Origin of the sequence: Pseudomonas sp. PAMC 26793 (assembly GCF_000313235.1) — a bacterium.
Lineage (GTDB): Bacteria > Pseudomonadota > Gammaproteobacteria > Pseudomonadales > Pseudomonadaceae > Aquipseudomonas > Aquipseudomonas yamanorum.
In genome coordinates, this window is record NZ_AMXG01000040.1 from 152,093 (window position 1) to 169,737 (window position 17,645).

At 60.8% G+C, this 17,645-nt stretch carries 16 protein-coding genes; 11 read left to right on the plus strand and 5 right to left on the minus strand.

What is annotated here, in order from left to right; all coding sequences use genetic code 11:
- Positions 1-107: 107 nt before the first annotated feature.
- Both D109_RS0121665 and D109_RS0121670 read left to right on the plus strand, forming a co-directional pair.
- Complete coding sequence (locus D109_RS0121665) at positions 108-3,689, plus strand: transporter substrate-binding domain-containing protein (RefSeq protein ID WP_017478703.1); 3,582 nt, start codon at positions 108-110, stop codon at positions 3,687-3,689.
- A 72-nt stretch (positions 3,690-3,761) separates the two neighbouring features.
- On the plus strand, positions 3,762-5,006 hold the full coding sequence (locus tag D109_RS0121670; RefSeq protein ID WP_017478704.1) for an EAL domain-containing protein: 1,245 nt from the start codon (positions 3,762-3,764) through the stop codon (positions 5,004-5,006).
- Here the strand turns inward: D109_RS0121670 and D109_RS0121675 are convergent.
- Together D109_RS0121675 and D109_RS0121680 are read right to left on the minus strand one after the other, a co-directional pair.
- Positions 4,975-5,628: a response regulator transcription factor gene (locus D109_RS0121675; protein WP_017478705.1), complete on the minus strand. Its 654-nt coding sequence runs from the start codon at positions 5,626-5,628 to the stop codon at positions 4,975-4,977. The genes D109_RS0121670 and D109_RS0121675 overlap by 32 nt on opposite strands.
- Positions 5,629-5,777: 149 nt before the next feature.
- Positions 5,778-5,978: a hypothetical protein gene (locus D109_RS0121680; protein WP_010176820.1), complete on the minus strand. Its 201-nt coding sequence runs from the start codon at positions 5,976-5,978 to the stop codon at positions 5,778-5,780.
- A gap of 293 nt (positions 5,979-6,271) precedes the next feature.
- Between D109_RS0121680 and D109_RS0121685 the strand changes: the two genes are divergently transcribed.
- Complete coding sequence (locus D109_RS0121685) at positions 6,272-6,556, plus strand: DUF3509 domain-containing protein (protein WP_017478706.1); 285 nt, start codon at positions 6,272-6,274, stop codon at positions 6,554-6,556.
- A gap of 171 nt (positions 6,557-6,727) precedes the next feature.
- On the opposite strand, the gene D109_RS0121690 is transcribed toward D109_RS0121685, so the two are convergent.
- Both D109_RS0121690 and D109_RS0121695 read right to left on the minus strand, forming a co-directional pair.
- On the minus strand, positions 6,728-7,606 hold the full coding sequence (locus tag D109_RS0121690) for a TIGR02285 family protein (protein ID WP_017478707.1): 879 nt from the start codon (positions 7,604-7,606) through the stop codon (positions 6,728-6,730).
- Entirely contained in the window at positions 7,606-8,805 is a 1,200-nt protein-coding gene (locus D109_RS0121695) for a CaiB/BaiF CoA-transferase family protein (protein WP_017478708.1), read from the minus strand. The genes D109_RS0121690 and D109_RS0121695 overlap by 1 nt, the downstream gene beginning before the upstream one ends.
- A 145-nt stretch (positions 8,806-8,950) precedes the next feature.
- Between D109_RS0121695 and D109_RS0121700 the strand changes: the two genes are divergently transcribed.
- The 6 genes from D109_RS0121700 (at position 8,951) to D109_RS0121725 (ending at position 14,149) form a co-directional block, all read left to right on the plus strand.
- On the plus strand, positions 8,951-9,493 hold the full coding sequence (locus D109_RS0121700) for a YaeQ family protein (RefSeq protein ID WP_003209567.1): 543 nt from the start codon (positions 8,951-8,953) through the stop codon (positions 9,491-9,493).
- Between the two features lie 203 nt (positions 9,494-9,696).
- Positions 9,697-11,406, plus strand: a complete 1,710-nt coding sequence (gene recJ, locus D109_RS0121705) for a single-stranded-DNA-specific exonuclease RecJ (protein WP_017478709.1) — start codon at positions 9,697-9,699, stop codon at positions 11,404-11,406.
- Between the two features lie 151 nt (positions 11,407-11,557).
- The gene (locus tag D109_RS0121710) at positions 11,558-12,664 is read left to right on the plus strand and encodes an NADH:flavin oxidoreductase/NADH oxidase (protein WP_003209564.1); all 1,107 of its coding nucleotides are present in this window, start codon (positions 11,558-11,560) and stop codon (positions 12,662-12,664) included.
- Between the two features lie 81 nt (positions 12,665-12,745).
- Positions 12,746-13,246 carry an ATP-binding protein gene (locus tag D109_RS0121715; RefSeq protein ID WP_017478710.1) on the plus strand — a complete coding sequence of 167 codons (501 nt, stop codon included), beginning with the start codon at positions 12,746-12,748 and terminating at the stop codon, positions 13,244-13,246.
- On the plus strand, positions 13,230-13,766 hold the full coding sequence (locus D109_RS0121720) for a GNAT family N-acetyltransferase (RefSeq protein WP_017478711.1): 537 nt from the start codon (positions 13,230-13,232) through the stop codon (positions 13,764-13,766). Before D109_RS0121715 ends, D109_RS0121720 begins: the two co-directional genes overlap by 17 nt.
- A gap of 197 nt (positions 13,767-13,963) precedes the next feature.
- Positions 13,964-14,149 carry a hypothetical protein gene (locus D109_RS0121725; RefSeq protein WP_026078136.1) on the plus strand — a complete coding sequence of 62 codons (186 nt, stop codon included), beginning with the start codon at positions 13,964-13,966 and terminating at the stop codon, positions 14,147-14,149.
- Between the two features lie 45 nt (positions 14,150-14,194).
- On the opposite strand, the gene D109_RS0121730 is transcribed toward D109_RS0121725, so the two are convergent.
- Positions 14,195-15,820 carry a glucan biosynthesis protein D gene (locus D109_RS0121730; RefSeq protein WP_026078137.1) on the minus strand — a complete coding sequence of 542 codons (1,626 nt, stop codon included), beginning with the start codon at positions 15,818-15,820 and terminating at the stop codon, positions 14,195-14,197.
- Between the two features lie 142 nt (positions 15,821-15,962).
- On the opposite strand from D109_RS0121730, the gene D109_RS0121735 reads away from it, so the two are divergent.
- The gene (locus tag D109_RS0121735; protein WP_017478714.1) at positions 15,963-16,175 is read left to right on the plus strand and encodes a hypothetical protein; all 213 of its coding nucleotides are present in this window, start codon (positions 15,963-15,965) and stop codon (positions 16,173-16,175) included.
- Positions 16,176-16,287: 112 nt separating this feature from the next.
- Entirely contained in the window at positions 16,288-16,851 is a 564-nt protein-coding gene (locus D109_RS0121740; protein WP_017478715.1) for a tellurite resistance TerB family protein, read from the plus strand.
- Positions 16,852-17,645: the final 794 nt, after the last annotated feature.

A 17,645-nucleotide genomic window follows, 5' to 3' on the forward strand; every position in this document is an offset into this window, starting at 1 on the left:
CAACGGCTTTGCGTGGTAGCTCAAGCCCGTCTTCATGACGGGCTTTTTCATTCTGGCGAGCCATACTTGCGCGGCGACCAACAAAAATAATCAAGGAAACCCAACTGGTGTATTTATCGACCCGCGCGTATGTGTGGCTGGCAGGTGTGCTGTTGCTTGTGCAGGGGTCGGCAAGCCTTGCGGCTGTCAGCCTGCCGTTCAAACTGGTGCCGGCGTTCATTGCCCTCGAGCCCATGCCCCTGACGACCAGCGAGCAGCAATGGCTGGCGGCCCATCGGCCGTTGAAGGTGGGCATCTCGATTGATGACTATCAGCCGATTGATATCACTCGCGACCGCAATCGCTACCAGGGCATCAGCGCTGATTACCTGAGCCTGATCGGCGCGCGCCTGAATGCACCGATGCAAGTACTGGGGTTCGCCGAGCGGGCGCAGGCGGTGGAAGCCTTGCGTAACGGCACCATCGATATTCTCACCAGTGCCAACGGTTATGAGCGCGACGTATCGGGGCTGCGCTTTACCGAAGACTACATGCCGGATCGTTCGGTGGTGGTTGTGCGCCGGGATGACACCACCCAGAACGAAGACCTCAAGGACAAGAAGCTGGTGTTGCTGGACGGCTACGCCAACGTCAAGAACGTCCATCTCGCATATCCCGGCAGCCACATCATGCTGGCACCGAATCTCTACAGCGGCCTGGAAGCGCTGAAGCAAGGCGATGCCGATGCGTTTATCGGCAACGAAGTGATCGTGCGCGCCTACAAGTCTTTGCGGCCCTACCTGGGCTTGCAGATCAAGGTGGAAAGCCGGCTGGCACCCATCGGCTTCGCCTTTGCCACACGGGAGGCCGACCCGCTGCTGGGGACGATGATGGATCAGGCGCTGGCGAGCATCGATGACTCCGTGCGCCGGGAGATCCTCGCGCGCTGGACCACCGGCCTGGGCGTCGGCATTGCCGCCGAGCGCATCGCCTTGTCGGCCCAGGAGCGGGCCTGGGTGCTGCAGCATCCCCATGTGGTGGTGGCGTCCCAGCAACTGTCGCCGTATGTATTCAAGGACAAGGACGGCCAATGGGTGGGGCTGAATGTGGACCTGCTCAACCGCATTTCACGCATGACCGGCTTGCAGTTCGTCATGGAGGAAGTGTCTTCCACGGCACAAACCCTGGCGTTGCTGGAAACGGGCAGGGCGGATATGAACACCACGTTGGCCGAGAATCAGGAGCGCAAGGCATTCCTGAATTTCAGCCATGGTTTTGGGGGTTCCGGCTGGGTGTTTATCCAACGTGCGGACGCACCGCCAGTGGCCAGTTTGAGCGAGCTGTCAGGCAAGGTCCTGGCGCTGCCGGCACGCCATGTCCTGGAGGGGTACATTCGTCGCGAGCACCCCGGGATCAAGCTGCACTCGGTGGATAACTATGCCCAGGCCCGTGAGCTGGTAACGCAGGGCCGCGCGGCGGCGACCATCCAAAGTGAAGTGGAAGTTCAGAGTTACCCGGCCGATGAATTGCGCATCGGTCGCAGTGTCGAGGGCAAGTGGTCGGCCAACAGCCTGTCGGTGCGCAAGGACCAACCGGAACTGTTGAGCATTTTGAACAAGGCACTGGAAGCGCTGCCGGTCGCGGAGTTGAGTGCCTTGCGCTTGCGTTGGTTGGGGACCGTGCCGGTCCCGGTGCCGGCCTGGCAGCGCGTGCCGCCATGGGCCTATTGGACGGTCGCCATGGCGTTGCTGTTTGTGCTGGTGTCCCTGGCCTGGAACAGCCGCCTCAAGCGCCAGATTCGCCAGCGCCTGCAGGCCGAGCAGCGGCTCAACGACCAGTTGGCATTTAAACGCGCGTTGCTGGATGGCATGCCCAACCCGGTATTTGTGCGTGATCTGGAAGGACGCCTGGTGACCTGCAACACCCGCTATGAACAACAGTTGAACACCCGGCGTGAGCGGATCCAGGGCCTGACGCTGATGGAAAGCGGGTTGATGCCTGACGCAACGGCCGCGCGCCTGCACGCCGGGCATATGGAACAGTTGGCGACCCAGCAGTCGCTGTTCGTCGACCGGCAACTGGAGTTCAACGGCGGGGCGTTTCATGTCTATCAGTGGACGGTGCCGTTCTTTGACGCCAAGGGCCAATTGCAAGGGTTGCTCGGTGGCTGGATCGACATCAACGAGCGCAAGGTCCTGGAGCACCAGTTGATGGATGCGCGCCAGGCTGCTGATGAAGCGAACTACGCCAAAAGCGCCTTTCTTTCGACCCTGAGCCACGAGATTCGCACGCCGATGACCGCCATCATCGGTCTGCTTGAATTGGAGCAGGAGCGGGCCTTGGCCGAAGGCAAGCCGGTGTCTGAAGCGCTGCGGGTAGCCCATCGCTCGGCGCGGGAGTTGATTGCCCTGATGGGGGACAGCCTGGACCTGGCGAAGATTGAAGCCGGTCATCTGCAACTGGCGCCGCAGACCACTGACTTGAAAGCGTTCTTCGAGGGCATACAGCGGCTGTTTGAAGCCATGGCGCAGAAAAAAGGCCTGCACTTGACTCTCGCTTTCGATCCGGCGGCACAAGGGCACTACTGGTTCGACCCGCTGCGCTTGCGCCAGGTGATCCATAACCTGTTGGGCAACGCGATTAAATTCACCCAGCACGGCGAGGTTCGGGTCAGTGTCGCGCGCAAGCTTGACCACTCAGGTGTCGAATACTTGCACCTGTGCGTGGAGGACAGCGGCCCGGGGATCGGCATCGAGCAGCAGGCGCGGGTGTTCAAGCCGTTTATCCAGGTCAGTGCAATGACGGCTGCCGAACACGGTGGCACGGGGCTGGGCTTGAGCATCTGCCAGCAACTGGTGGAGTTGATGGGCGGCAGCATCACTTTGAGTAGTGTGGTGGGGCAGGGCACGGTGGTGTGCATCGAGCTGTACCTGGACCAGGTCAGCAGCGACGACGTGCCGGCGGTGCCTGCCGTGTCGTTGCCCGTCGCCGGCCGCAGCCTGTCGGTGCTGGTGGTGGATGACCTGCCGGCCAACCGTCTGGTACTGGTTCAGCAGTTACAGTTCCTTGGCCATCAGGTGGTGGCCGTCGACTCGGCCGAGGCGGCCTTGCAGCATTGGCGCAACGAGGTGTTTGATCTGTTGGTTACCGACTGCAACATGCCGGGCATGTCCGGCTACGCTTTGAGCGAGGCCATCCGCCGGCTTGAAGCCCAGGAGCAACGGCCACGCCTGGCGCTGGTGGGTTGCACGGCGAATGCCCAGGATGACGAACAGCAGCGCTGCCGGGAGGCTGGAATGGATGAACTGCTGGTCAAACCCGTGACCCTTGAACACTGGACGCGTGTGCTCGCCCGGGTGGCGCCTTCGCGTTCTTTCAGTATCGAGACCCTGCGCACCATGACCCAGGCCGACGGGCCGGTTTTGCAGCAGATGTTGCAGGAACTGGCGAGGAGTCTTGAGCAGGAACAAAGGGTGATGACCACCGCCATGGCGGACCACGATCAGGCCCGGCTGGTCGCCTCGTTGCACCGCCTGAAGGGCATATGCTGCCTGGTGGATGCGTTGCCACTGGCCAAGGCCTGCGTGGCGCTGGAAGGTTGTATTCGGGATCAGCGCAACGCTGAGATTGAAAGGCATTGGATAGCGCTGCGCGAAGCATTGGTAGAGTTTCGGTGCGAGCTTGATGCCTGTCTGGATCAGTCCGAATAAGACATGTCCTATGGGGAAGACGCGGGGTTTTGACTAGTCTGTGCACCCTCGCGTCTCCCCGGTAAAGTTTTCATGCGCTCCCTCAACGTCCTGATCCTCGAAGATAACCCGTTCCAACTGATGGCCCTGCATCAGATGCTCAATGCCAACGGCGTATTCAATGTGCGCACTGCCGAAACGGTTGACGCCGCTCGGCAGTCACTGGAGAGCAAGGGCGCGGTGGATATCGCGATTTGCGATCTGTACCTGGAGCAGGGCGATGGCCTGGAGTTGATTCGGGAAATGGCCGAGCGTCGCCAGGCCCAAGTGTTGATTCTGCTGAGCAACGCCGAGCCGGATGTGCTGGAAGGCGTGGCGAATATGGCGCGGCAATTGGGGCTAAATGTGCTGGGTTGTTTGCCCAAGCCTGCGTCGGCCACACTGATCGGGCAGGTCTTGACGGCGTGCCGGGAGCGCTTGCGTCCCGGGCCACAGGCGATGTCCTGGGAGCGGGTGCGCCAGTTGCTGGGCTTGAGCGAAATCGAGTTGTTGCCGCCCTCGGCCGATCTGAGCCAGGCGGTTATCGCACGCTGTGGCACGGTCTGGTATCAGCCTATCGTCAGCCAGGCGGGGGCGTTGCAAGGTGTTGAAGCGCTGGCCCGCTGGCAGCTTCCTGAAGGCGGGCTGCTTTTGCCTGACGAGTTTCTACCGGTGCTGGAGTTTGCCGGCATGGAAGAGGCGTTTACCTGGCACGTGTTGGAGCAAGCGCTGGGCCTGGTGGCACACGTCATGCGCGAGACCGGCCAGGCGCTCCCGGTGGCGGTGAATATCCCGGGGCGCATGCTGGAGCGCGCGCACTTTCCCCAGGTGCTGCAAGGCTTGCTGCAACTTCACGGCGTGCCGGCTCATGGCCTGACCCTCGAACTGGTGGAAACCTCGCGCTTGAACACCGACAGCGCCCACGTCACCGGCTTGCTGCGTTTGCGGATGATGGGGTGCAAGCTGTCCATTGGTGATTTCGGCGTGGGCGGCACCAGCCTGCAACGCTTGCTGGAATTGCCCTTCAGCGAATTGAAGATCCCGCCGGCGTTTGCCAGCGGCATGGCCAGGGACGATCGCAAGGCCGCAGTGGTTGCCGGCGCCATGAGTATGGCAGGGCGACTGGGTGTGGGGGTGGTGGTGACCGGGGTTGAAAGTGCCGCCGATTATCACGCGGTGAGTGAGTTGGGGGCTGCGTGGTTGCAAGGCTGCTTTATCGCCCGGCCCATGGATGCCGAGGCACTGAAACAGTGGATCGCGTTTCAGGCTAGGCCAGCCCGTGTTCCTGCACATAGATAAATAACGCCGCGTCGTTGCTCAGGCCCAGCTTGCGCATGGCGCTGACTTTTTGCGCGCTGACGGTCTGTTTGCTGCGATGAAGATTCGCGGCGATCTCGCCTACCGTCAAGCCGCCGGCCAGCAGGCGAATGACTTCCAGTTCACGGGGGGACAGTTGATCCTGGGAGTGCACCCGATCGACACCGGCGAGGTTCAGTGACTGGCGAATGGTCTGGGCCACATAGCGTCGCTGCTGGCGTACCTGGCGGATGGCTTCAGGCAGTTCATCCGCCAGACTGGCCTTGCTCAGAAGGCCCATGACCCCCAACTCCAGGATGGCGTGGAACAACCCGGCGTTATTGAGCATGGTCACCACCACGATGGGCAGGGTCGGGTGATGCCGGCGCAGTTGTTCGATCAGGCGCAAGCCGTCGGCCTGGGGCTCTGCGGGCATCATGAAGTCGGTCACCAGGAGGTCACAGGCACACTGTTGCAGCAGTTCGCCAAGGGCCTGGGGTGAGTTGGCCTCACCGACGATGGTCAGCCTCTCGTCACGTTCCAGGACCGCCCGCAGACCGATGAGGAAAATCGGATGGTCGTCGGCGAGGACGATGCGCAATGGCTTATCAGACGCTTCTTTCAATACAGGCTCCCGGGGCAATTCGGGGATTCTAGCCTGTTAATGGGAGGGATGGCCGGAGTGGCGTTTTAACGATCGGCAAAACAACGCCGCTTTCCCTTCCTTGGGTTAGCGGCGGTTGCGTTTCAGGCAGCCCTGGTCGTAGGGGGCGTTTACGCGAGTAGCTTTTGCGCGATTGCCATGACTGTCCCGACAGCCGTGAAGAAGCCTATGGCGATACCCACGGGGTACCAGAAATTCTCACGGGTTATCTTGTGGGATTCTGCGTTGAGCTTGCGTTGTTCGGCATAAATTCGTGATATGTCAGCGTGAATTTTCTCTAGTACAGCCTGCTCTTTGTTGTGTTCCAGCATGGTCGTCATCCTTCGAATTGGGGGCTTTTGATAGGCCTGTGTGGCCGCGTGACCCGCACTCACCGAGTATAGGATTCACCCTCGGCATCAGCGCCAAAACGGCAACTCATTGAGTAAGCAGTTATGTGCTGCCGTTTTTTGGTTGTCATGTTGCAAGCGCATGCTGGACACGTCATCCCCCGGCAACCCTTGAAAGACGAAAAAGCGAACTTTCCTACGACACAAATAGTCACTTAGGATAGATGCAGCTCCCGTTTACACGATTGTTCCCGAACTATTGAGTGGTGATCGAGATGGAAAGTATCAGCCTATTGCTCGGTGAAGCACTGAGCCCTTATCAGGTCACGCTGACCACCTCGGGTGTGCAGGGCGAATGCCTGGTAACCGTAAAGAATCCGGCCGGTGCCATCGTGGTCGAACGTGAAGTCGACCAGGCGCAATTGACCGACAAGCGTGCATTGGTGGATGTGGTGGACTGCTTGCACCGCGACCTGATGATCGCCGAAGGACGCCTGGAACCCTCGGTCATGGCGGCCCTGCGCAATGCGGCCCTGACTCGGCCGAATGCCTGTGCATGAAGATTTATTTTTGTTGGGAACCTTCCTACGGTAAGGCGAGTCAGATTTTGTAACAGCGAGATCAAGCATTGTGCTCCGGTGCTTGTGGCTCGTTGTTACTGGTCTTTTTAGGCCCTTATTAACCCCGAGTTGTCTCCCCACTGCTCGGGGTTTCTTTTTGCCCGCGATTTGTCATGGGCCGGGGGCCTCCTGGAAAAACGTCGGGTTGTCTTGCAGGTATTGCTCACGCATGACCGGGTCGAGCCAAGAGGCGTAGGACTGCCGCAGTTGCTCCTGCGGGATCTCGCGCAGTACCTGATTGATCCGCTCGATAGCCTCGCGTCCTGCTGCCGTATCCGTGCAGCCGATATGGGTCAGTTGATAGGGCGGGGTGCCCTTGATGGGATAAAAAATCAGGTCCTGGGGATCGATGCCCTGTTGCAGCGCCTGATAGCGAACTTCTGTCCAGTAACCCAACACCGCCTCCAGCCGCCCCTTGCGCTGCATTTGCAGCAGGCTGCCGAGGGCGTCATTGCCGTAGTGCGGTGCCAGCTTGTGAACACTGGCGTGCCTGAGGGCTTCATCGATAAGGGCGCCGTAACTGCGTTCGGCGATGATGCCAAGGCGCGCATCCCGGGCATTCAAAAACGCCTCCAGGTCAAACATTCCGTCCACCACAAACGGCGCCAGCGCTGCCCGCTGACTTTGGCGGATGGTCACCCCATTGCTCACCGTCGCAAAGGCCTGGGCGGAAAATACAATGGTTTTTGCGCGTTCTGCTGTCCGCAGCAGGGACGGGTCGCACGTCAGCGTGTCTGGGTCGCGGAGCATTTGCATGCCGCGGGCGCGGTTCACGTGGAGGGTCCTGTGTCGATACTCCGGCATATGCTCGGCGAGTATCGGCAGCAGTTGGTCGAGGGCACCCTGGCCCTTTTGCGGGCCGTCGAAAATTGTCACGGGCGGCAGGTCACGCAGCAGCCAGATCAAGGTGCCCTGGGCCTGGCTTGATAGCGGCCACGCCCCGAGCAGTGAACCCAGGAGGCATAGACGAATGATGAAGCGCCGGGCCATCAGATCGCGCCATTCTCACGCAGGCGGGTAATGGCGGCTGCGTCGTAGCCCAATTCATTGAGCACCATGGTGTTGTGTTCGCCCAACTCTGGTCCGACCCACTCACAACTGCCCGGTGTGTCTGACAGTTTGGGCACGATGCCGGGCATCTTGAAGTCCTTGCCGCCAGGGAGTTGGGCCTTGAGGAACATCTCGCGGGCGAGAAACTGCGGGTCTCCCAGCATGTCTTCGGCGCTGTAGATTCGGCTGGCGGGGACTTCGGCCTTGTTCAGCTGCTCCACCACTTGCTCCAGCGGCAGCGAGTTGACCCAGCGATCAATCACCCCATACAACTCATCGCGCCGACTGTCGCGGCCATCGTTGCTGCCCAGGGCCGGGTCGTTGGCCAGGTCGTCCCGACCAATGGCCGACATGAACCGCTTGAAGATTGCGTCGCCATTGGCGCCGATCTGCACATGCTTGCCGTCTTGGCTGGTGTGGATCGAGGACGGCGTGATGCCGGGCATGATGTTGCCGGTGCGTTCGCGGATAAAGCCAAATACGTCAAACTCCGGGATCATACTTTCCATCATCGCGAAGATCGCCTCATACAGCGCCACATCCACCACCTGGCCGAGTCCGCCGTTCACTTCACGATGACGCAGGGCCATCAGCGCGCCGATCACAGCCCACAACGCCGCGATTGAGTCACCAATGGAAATCCCGGTGCGCACCGGCGGGCGGTCCTCGAAACCGGTGATGTAACGCAGGCCACCCATGGATTCGCCCACCGCACCAAACCCTGGCTGGTCCTTCATCGGCCCGGTCTGGCCAAAGCCCGAGAGGCGCACCATCACCAGTTTCGGGTTCAGGGCGTGCAAGGTTTCCCAGCTCAGGCCGAGCTTTTCCAGCACGCCAGGGCGAAAATTCTCAATCAGGATGTCGGCATCCGCCAACAGCTGCTTGAGGATCGCCAGGCCGTCCGGGTGTTTCAGGTTCAGGGTCAGGGATTTCTTGTTACGCGCCTGCACAAACCACCACAGCGAGGTGCCTTCATACAGCTTGCGCCACTTGCGCAGCGGGTCGCCGCCATCCGGGGATTCGACCTTGATCACCTCGGCGCCGAACTCGGCACAGATGCGGGACGCAAACGGGCCGGCGATCAAGGTGCCGAGTTCGATGACTTTCAGGCCGGCAAGTGGTTTGGCGGTAAACGACATGAGGAACCTTTCGGGCAGGGCAGGGATGTGAGCCTTTTAACATAGGCGAGTGGCGCAGTGATAAGGATGATGCTGCGCAGGATTCGTTGAATCACCTCGCCATCGGTTAGACTTGCCGCCTTTCCCTGTCTCTAGAAGTCCGTTCATGGCCCAGCCGTCCACGACCTACAAGTTTGAACTCAACCTCACCGACCTTGATCGTTCGGTGTACGAGAGCGTCAAGCAGACCATCGCCCGCCACCCTTCGGAAACCGAAGAGCGCATGACCGTGCGCCTGCTGGCCTACGCACTTTTCTACAACGAACAGTTGTCTTTTGGTCGTGGCCTGTCAGATGTAGACGAACCAGCGCTGTGGGAAAAAAGCCTGGATGACCGCGTCCTGCACTGGATCGAAGTCGGCCAGCCGGACGCGGACCGCCTGACCTGGTGTTCCCGCCGTACCGAACGCACCACCTTGCTGGCCTATGGCAGCTTGCGCGTCTGGGAAGGCAAAGTGGTGCCGGTGGCGAAGAACCTGAAAAACGTGAGCATCGCCGCCGTACCCCAGGAAATCCTGGAAGTCCTGGCCAAGGACATGCCCCGGGTGATCAAGTGGGACGTGATGATCAGCGAAGGCACGATCTTCGTGACTGACGACCGTGGCCAGCACGAAGTCCAGCTGGAATGGCTGGCTGGCGAGCGCGGCTGAAACGGCGATAACTGATAGGACGCTGGTCGAGTGTGGGAGCTGTCGAGCTTTAGCGAGGCTGCGATGCAGGCAACGCGGTCTGACAGGTACACCGAGGTGATCCTATCGCAGCCTCGCTGGGGCTCGACAGCTCCCACAAGGGATCACCGCTGTTTTCAGCATTAATTTTCAACGCTGTATTAAAGAGAAGCTTCCGTCACCCCATGCGTATCGATCCTCGCCCGTTGCCCGCCGTCCTGCCATTCCTCGGTGAATTGCCACCGTTGTTGACCCGTCTCTACGCCGCACGCGGGGTGCAATCGGAAGCCGAGCTGGATAAAAGCCTGGCCCGGCTGATTCCGTATCAGCAGCTCAAGGGCATCGATGCCGCCGTGGACCTGCTGGTGACGGCTCTGGAACAGCGCCAGCGGATACTGATCGTGGGTGACTTCGACGCCGATGGCGCCACCGCCAGCACCGTGGGCACCCTGGGCCTGCGTTTGTTGGGGGCCGCCCACGTCGACTACCTGGTGCCCAACCGTTTCGAATACGGCTACGGCCTGACCCCGGAAATCGTCGCGGTGGCCCTGCAGCGCGAGCCACAGCTGCTGATCACCGTGGACAACGGCATCTCCAGCGTCGAAGGCGTGGCGGCGGCGAAAGCGGCGGGGCTCAAGGTACTGGTTACCGACCACCACCTGCCCGGCGATGAACTGCCGGCGGCGGATGCGATCGTCAACCCGAACCAGCCGGGCTGTGAATTTCCCAGCAAGGCGTTGGCCGGTGTAGGCGTGATCTTCTACGTGCTGATGGCCCTGCGCGCGCGTTTGCGCAGCCTTGGCTGGTACGAGAACAAGCCGCAGCCGAACATCGGTGAACTGCTGGACCTGGTGGCCCTGGGCAGCGTGGCCGACGTGGTCCCGCTGGACGCCAACAACCGTATCCTGGTCTATCAAGGCCTGGAGCGTATTCGTGCCGGTCGCGCTCGCCCGGGGATCAAGGCGATCCTCGAAGTGGCCAAGCGCGATCACGCCCGCATCACCTCCACCGACCTCGGGTTTATCCTCGGCCCGCGCCTGAACGCCGCCGGTCGCCTGGATGACATGAGCCTGGGCATCGAATGCCTGCTCACTTCGGATTTCGCCGCCGCCCGGGAAATGGCCGCGCAGCTGGACGGCATGAACCAGGACCGTAAATCCATCGAGCAAGGCATGCAGCGTGAGGCCCTGGCCCAGCTCAAGGACTTGCCGGTGGATTCGATGCCGTATGGCTTGTGCCTGTTCGACCCGGAATGGCACCAGGGCGTGATCGGCATCCTCGCCTCGCGGATGAAAGAGCGCTACTTCCGCCCGACCATCGCCTTTGCCGATGCCGGGGATGGCCTGCTCAAGGGCTCCGGGCGTTCCGTGCCGGGCTTTCATATCCGTGATGCGCTGGCCGTGGTGGCCAGCCAGCACCCAACGCTGATCGCCAAGTACGGCGGCCACGCCATGGCGGCGGGGCTGACCTTGCCCGAGGCCAACTTCCCACTGTTCGCCGAAGCCTTTGACGCCGAAGTGCGCCGCCAACTGCGTGAAGAAGACCTGACTGGCCGGCTGCTGTCCGACGGCACCCTGGCGGTTGAAGAGTTTCACCTGGAACTGGCCCGCGCCCTGCGCAATGCCGGGCCGTGGGGGCAGCATTTCCCCGAGCCGTTGTTTCACGGGGTGTTCCAGTTGGTGGAGCAGCGCGTCGTCGGCGAGCGGCACCTGAAAGTGGTGCTCAAGAGCGAGTGTGGATCGGTGAAACTCGATGGCATTGCGTTCGGTATCGACCGCGAGATCTGGCCCAACCCCACCGTTCGCTGGGTGGAACTGGCCTACAAGCTCGACGTGAACGAGTTCCGTGGCCAGGAAACCGTGCAACTGATGATTGCCCATATCGAGCCACGCTGAACCCTGTGCAATCCTCTGTTGTCGACTAGTCTCTAAGCACTGTGTGATCGGTCTTGTGACCTTGTCTTATTTCAGCCCGCCGGGGACGGGTTTTTCGTCGACCTTTCAAACAGAACCCTGGAGCCTGCCCACTGCATAAAAGAGGTGCCCCATGAGTCTGCTGCTTGAACCCTATACCCTGCGCCAACTGACCCTGCTCAACCGCATCGCCGTTTCGCCGATGTGCCAGTATTCTAGCGTCGATGGCCTGGCCAATGACTGGCACCTGGTGCACCTCGGCAGCCGTGCCGTCGGTGGCGCCGGGCTCATCTTTACCGAAGCCACCGCCGTGACTGCCGATGGCCGCATCACCGCCCAGGACCTGGGCCTGTGGAACGACGAACAGATCGAACCCCTGCAACGCATCACGCGCTTCATCAACGCCCAAGGCGCGGTGGCGGGCATTCAACTGGCCCACGCCGGGCGCAAGGCCAGCACGCACCGGCCATGGATCGGCAAGCACGGCAGCGTCAAGCCGGAAGACGGCGGTTGGGTGCCGGTGGGGCCTTCGCCGATTGCCTTCGATCCGCAGCACACTTCACCCAAGCAACTGGACGAAGGGCAGATCCAGCAAGTGATCGCTGACTTTGTCGCTGCCGCCAAGCGTGCGTTGACCGCCGGTTTCAAAGTGGCGGAAATCCATGCGGCCCATGGCTACCTGCTGCATCAGTTTCTTTCGCCCCTGAGCAATCAACGTCAGGACCAGTACGGCGGCTCGTTCGAAAACCGCATTCGCCTGGTGCTGCAAGTGACCACGGCGGTGCGTGAAGCCTGGCCTCAAGAGTTGCCGCTGTTTGTGCGGGTCTCGGCCACCGACTGGGTCGAAGACGGCTGGAACCCGGATGAAACCGTCGAACTGGCGCGCCGTCTGAAAGACTTGGGCGTCGACCTGATCGACGTCTCCTCCGGCGGCACCGCGGCCAATGCGGAGATTCCGACCGGCCCCGGTTACCAGACCCGCTTCGCCGAGCGTGTGCGCAAAGAATCGGGGATCGCCACCGGCACTGTGGGCATGATTACCGAGCCCGCCCAGGCCGAGCACATCCTGCGTACTTGCCAGGCCGATATCATCTTCCTTGCCCGTGAGCTGCTGCGTGACCCGTACTGGCCGTTGCATGCCGACGACGACCTGGGTGGGCGCAAGGCGACCTGGCCGGCGCAGTATCAGCGGGCCACCCATCGCGACCAGCCGATTCATGAGTCCGATTTGCGGGATTGATCTGCACAGCAATCGTGGTAAACATGAAAACCCGCCCTTGAACCGGCGGGTTTTTTATTGGCTTCAATACCGGAGAAACTCATGTTGCACCTGATCTGCGGCAAAATCGCATCCGGCAAATCGACCCTGACCCAGCAGTTGTCGCAGGCTCCCCAGACGGTATTGATCAGCGAGGATGAATGGCTGTCACGCCTTTATCCCGGACAGATCCAGGCTCTGGGCGACTACGTGCGCTGCACCGGCCACCTGCGCGATGCGTTGACGGCCCATATCATTTCGTTGCTCAAGGCCGGCGTCTCGGTGGTGCTGGATTTTCCCGCCAACACCCTGGCCAGCCGTCGCTGGATGCGGTCTTTGTTCGAGGGCGCGGGTGCCGATCACCAATTGCATTACCTGGACGTGCCGGACGAGGTCTGCAAGGCACGCCTGCGTGCACGCAATGCTGCCGGTACCCACGCGTTTGAAACCAGTGATGCCCAGTTCGATTTGATCACCGGCTATTTCGAAGCGCCAACGCCTGGGGAAGCCTTCAACCTTGTTCACCATCACCCCTCGGACGCACAGCATGTTGATCAAGCGTGACCTAGCCGAAAAAGACCTGCCGTTGCTGGCGCTGATTGACCGCACCGAACGGGTCGACGAGTGTTATCGCGTGGAACACGGTGAGTTGCGGCTATACCCCGAGCACCACGACATGCACGGCTGGCCTGAGGGCGAAGCCGAGCAGGATGCCGTGGCCCTGCACGCGTGCCTGAAGCGCGGCGGCTGGCTGCATGGGGTGTTCGACGGCCAAACGTTGCTGGCCGCCGTGGTGGTGGACAACCGGGTTATCCACAACCAGGGCCTGCACATGCGCCAGCTCAAGTTTTTGCATGTGGGCCATGGTGCCCGTGGCCTGGGTCTGGGTGGCCAGCTGTTTGCCCTGGCCTGTGAGCACGCCCGCACGGCGGGGGCCGAGGCGCTCTACGTATCGGCCACCGAGTCGCGCAACACGGTGGAGTTCTATCTCCGGCATGGCTGCCACCTGCTCAAGCAGCCGGATCCCGAGCTGTATCAACAGGAACCGGACGACATCCACCTCTACCGGCCACTTGTGGGATAACGCTGTAGGTCACTGCCCTATAAGCATTTTTTTAAGTGATTACTCTAAAAAAATCTCACGCCCGGCAAGATAGTTTCTACGCTTACAGTAAGTCTGATTTCTGGCCCAGGAAGTCGGCTTGATGAACCTCGCGGGTCGAACCACGGGATGAGGTTATGGGCAACCAGGAGCAGTCGATTGATACGAGGAGACAGTCCATGGCCAAGTCTTATGGTGTTGCGGGTGTTGTGTCGTCCTTTCTGACTCGACGCATGTCGTTGCGTGGCCGGCGGTTGAGTTCGGACGAGGCGGAATTGCTGGAACAGTACCGCGCCCTGACCGAGAGTGATCAGGTGGCGATGCGGTACTTGATCGGGGCAATGAAGAGTATTTCGCGGTTCTGAAAGCGCCGAAGGGACGTTCCCACGCAAGCGTGGGAACGTTCGGTATCAGGTGTACTTGCGCTTGTCTGGAGCCGGTGGGAAGTACTGGTACAGCCAGGTTTCGCTCAAGGTGCGGTCCTGGGTGCGGATGAACAGTCGCAGTTCAACCGGCTCGACGCTGTCGCTGGTGGGGTACCAATCAAACAGGATTCGATAGCCCTTGATGGCATCCAGGACCAATACGCTGAAGTCTTTGACCTCGCCATGGGAGCACGTCACCACCGGCTCGATCCCGGTGCCTTCAGGCAGGCGATCCAGCCCGCCGCCGTTGAAGTCCACCGCAAAGCGCCGCGCCCAGACTTCAGGGTAATGCTCCCCCGGTGCCCAACCTTCGGTAAAGCCGCCCATGCCCGAACGGGTGGCGTTGACCTGCGCCAGTGGCGTGCTGACCGGCGGCAGGGCGCTCCAGTAGAGCTTGTAGCCGTAGTTCAGGGATTCGCCGGCTGCCACGGGTTTCTTCGGGGTCCAGAAGGCCACGATGTTGTCCAGGGTTTCGCCGGTTGTAGGAATTTCCAACAGGTCGATAGAGCCTTCGCCCCACGCAGTTGTAGGTTCTACCCACAGGCTTGGGCGCTTGCTGTACCAGTCCACGGTGTCCTGGTAGCTGGCGAACTCATGGTCGGTCTGCACCAGGCCGAAGCCTTTCGGGTCGGTGTCGGCAAACGCGTTGAATTGCAGGGTGGCCGGGTTGTTCAGCGGGCGGCAGATCCACTCGCCATTGCCGCGCCACATGGCCAGGCGGTCCGAGTCGTGGATCTGCGGGTGGATCGTGTCGCACATCCGCCGCTCAACCGTGCCGCAGCTGAACATGCTGGTCATCGGCGCGATGCCCAACTGCTCGATGGCGGTGCGTGCGTTGATGTGGGCGTCGATGCCCATCACTACCTGGTTGGCCTGGCAGTCGATATCGAAGCGGTAGGCACCGGTGGCGCTTGGCGAATCCAGCAGGGCGTAGACCACGAAGCGGGTGCTGTCCTTGTCCGGGGTTTCGAACCAGAACTTGGTGAAGTCCGGGAATTCCTCGCGCTTCTTCGCGTAGGTATCGATGGCCAGGCCGCGTGCGGAAAGGCCGTACTGGCCGGTGGAATCCACCGCGCGGAAGTAACTGGCGCCGAGGAAGGACAGCACGTCATGGCGGTCCAGTTCCGGGGCCTTGAACAGCTTGAAGCCGGAGAAACCCAGGTCGCCGGTCAGCTGTTTGGTGTCTACCGTGGTTTTTTCATAGTTGAACAGCGAAGGGCGGAAGTGCACCTCGCGTGCCTGGCGGGTTTTCGGGTCAACGCTGTACATGCGCACCGGCGTCTTGAAACCCATGCCGACGTGGAAGAACTGCACGTCCAGCTGGCCGTTCAATTCTTTCCACAGCGAATGCTTGCCGTCGTAGCCGATGGCATTGAAGTTCTGTGGGGTCATGGTCGCGAGGGTCGGCGGTAATACCTGCTTGGTGTCCTGATAGCGATTGCCGGCCAACTGCTTGGCCTGGATCTTCAGCGCCTCGAAATCAAAGGCCTGGGCCTCGCCATCAGCGGCGCGATTGCCCGCCCAGGCTTGGGCGGCCAGCAGGCCACTGGCCGATAGACCGGTGTAAGCCGCAATGGCCATGGACGCTTTGAGCAAATTCCTGCGGTGCATAAATACAACCTGTCGTGAACAATCCCGCGCCGTTCCTGGCACGTGCTGGATCAAGGAAAACGGTTCGGACATGCCTTCGGCCAAACGCAACGGACATTAAACAGATGCCAAATAGCTTAAGCGGTTCGGTGCGGAAGGAAAAATGATTGATGGCGTGTTGATGGCGTTGCATGTGAAACAAGACGTTTCTGCGAAGCGTTGTGGCGCGGAGCGCCACGAGATGCATTCCCACGCAGAGCGTGGGAACGATCATTCACAGGGATTAGCCCACTTGCAGGCTGCGCTTGACGTTGTCGAGGGTGGCAAGGATCAGGTGCGCCTGGCGCAGGATTTGTTCGAGTGCATATCGTTTTAATTGAGGGGTAAGCGCGTTACATCTGGAAGCACTCTAGATCGGGGGGGTTTGGCACTTAGTTTTACGCTGGGGGCCTATTGGTGCTGTGAACCCTAGTTTCTGGAGGCTGTGAATGAATACCCGTGGATTGCTCGATCAACTGCTCAAATCCGGCCAGGACATGTTGCAGAACAAGTTTGGCGGTAAGGCGCTGACCTACGGTGGGTTGGCGGCGTTGGGGGTGATTGCCTACAAGGCGTATGGCAACTGGCAGGCGCAGCAGGCCAGTGCGCCTCAGGGCGAGCCACAGACCATTGACCGCCTGCCGCCGGCCCAGGTGGAGCAGCACAGCCAGGGGATTTTGAAGGCGCTGGTGGCTGCGGCCAAGGCTGACGGGCATGTGGACGAGCGTGAGCGGGCGTTGATCGAAGGGGAGTTTGTGAAGCTGGACAACGATCGCGAGTTGCAGCAGTGGTTGCATGCTGAACTTAACAAGCCCCTGGATCCGGCGGATGTGGCTCGGGCTGCCAGCACTCCGGAGTTGGCTGCCGAGATGTATATCGCCAGTGTGATGTTGGTGGATGAGGAGAACTTCATGGAGAAGGCTTATCTCGATGAGTTGGCGCGGCAGCTTAAGTTGGAGCCTGGGTTGAAGGCTGAACTGGAGAAGCAGGTGCGGCAGGCTGTGGTGGTTTGATTGTGTACATATCCGTTATTTAGGTAACGGCGGCTTATGGTTCCGCTCTTACAGCGAGTCACTTTTGGCAAACGTCCGGAATGCCGGCCCAGCCAAAGTAACCAAAAGGTCTTTGCCCCACCACTCGGTGCCTCGCCTAGGCTCGGCATGCCCGCACTCCGGCTCGGCTCCGCGGGCCGCTCCACCGTGCCTACTTGCGGCCATCGTGGTTGACGTGGCCCGCAGATCAAGATCAAAAGCAAGAGCACAGCGGCCTCCCGGCCGGCTTGAGTGTTAAAAGCCAGATCAAAAGCCAGAGCGAAAGCAAAGCTGCTTTTCTGTGGGAGCGGGCTTGCTCGCGAAAACCTGAGAGCGCCGCGTTGAATCAGGATGCCCACGTCATCGTTAACGACCTTCGCGAGCAAGCCCGCTCCCACATTTTTTTGGACCGTGCCCGCTTTAGATTTTGATTTTGCTTTCAACACTCAAGCCGGCCGGGAGGCCGCTGTGCTCTTGCTTTTGATCTTGATCTTAGGCGCCCCGTTAAACCACGCTGGCCGAACGCAGGCTTTGGAGCGTGGGTAACCTGGCAGGACGCCAGGTTAGCCGTCCTGGGCCAGGGATGGCCCATGACGGCGGCCCACGGTCCAAAGCCGGAGTGAGGGCACTCCGAGCCTAGGCGAGGAGCCGAGTGGTGGGGCAAGAGCGTTTTGCTTACTTTTGCGCTCTTCAAAAGTGAGCCGCTGTAAGAGCGGAACCATATGCCGCCGTTACCGCAGCAACGGATATGCACACCACACCCCCCCACCACCGAT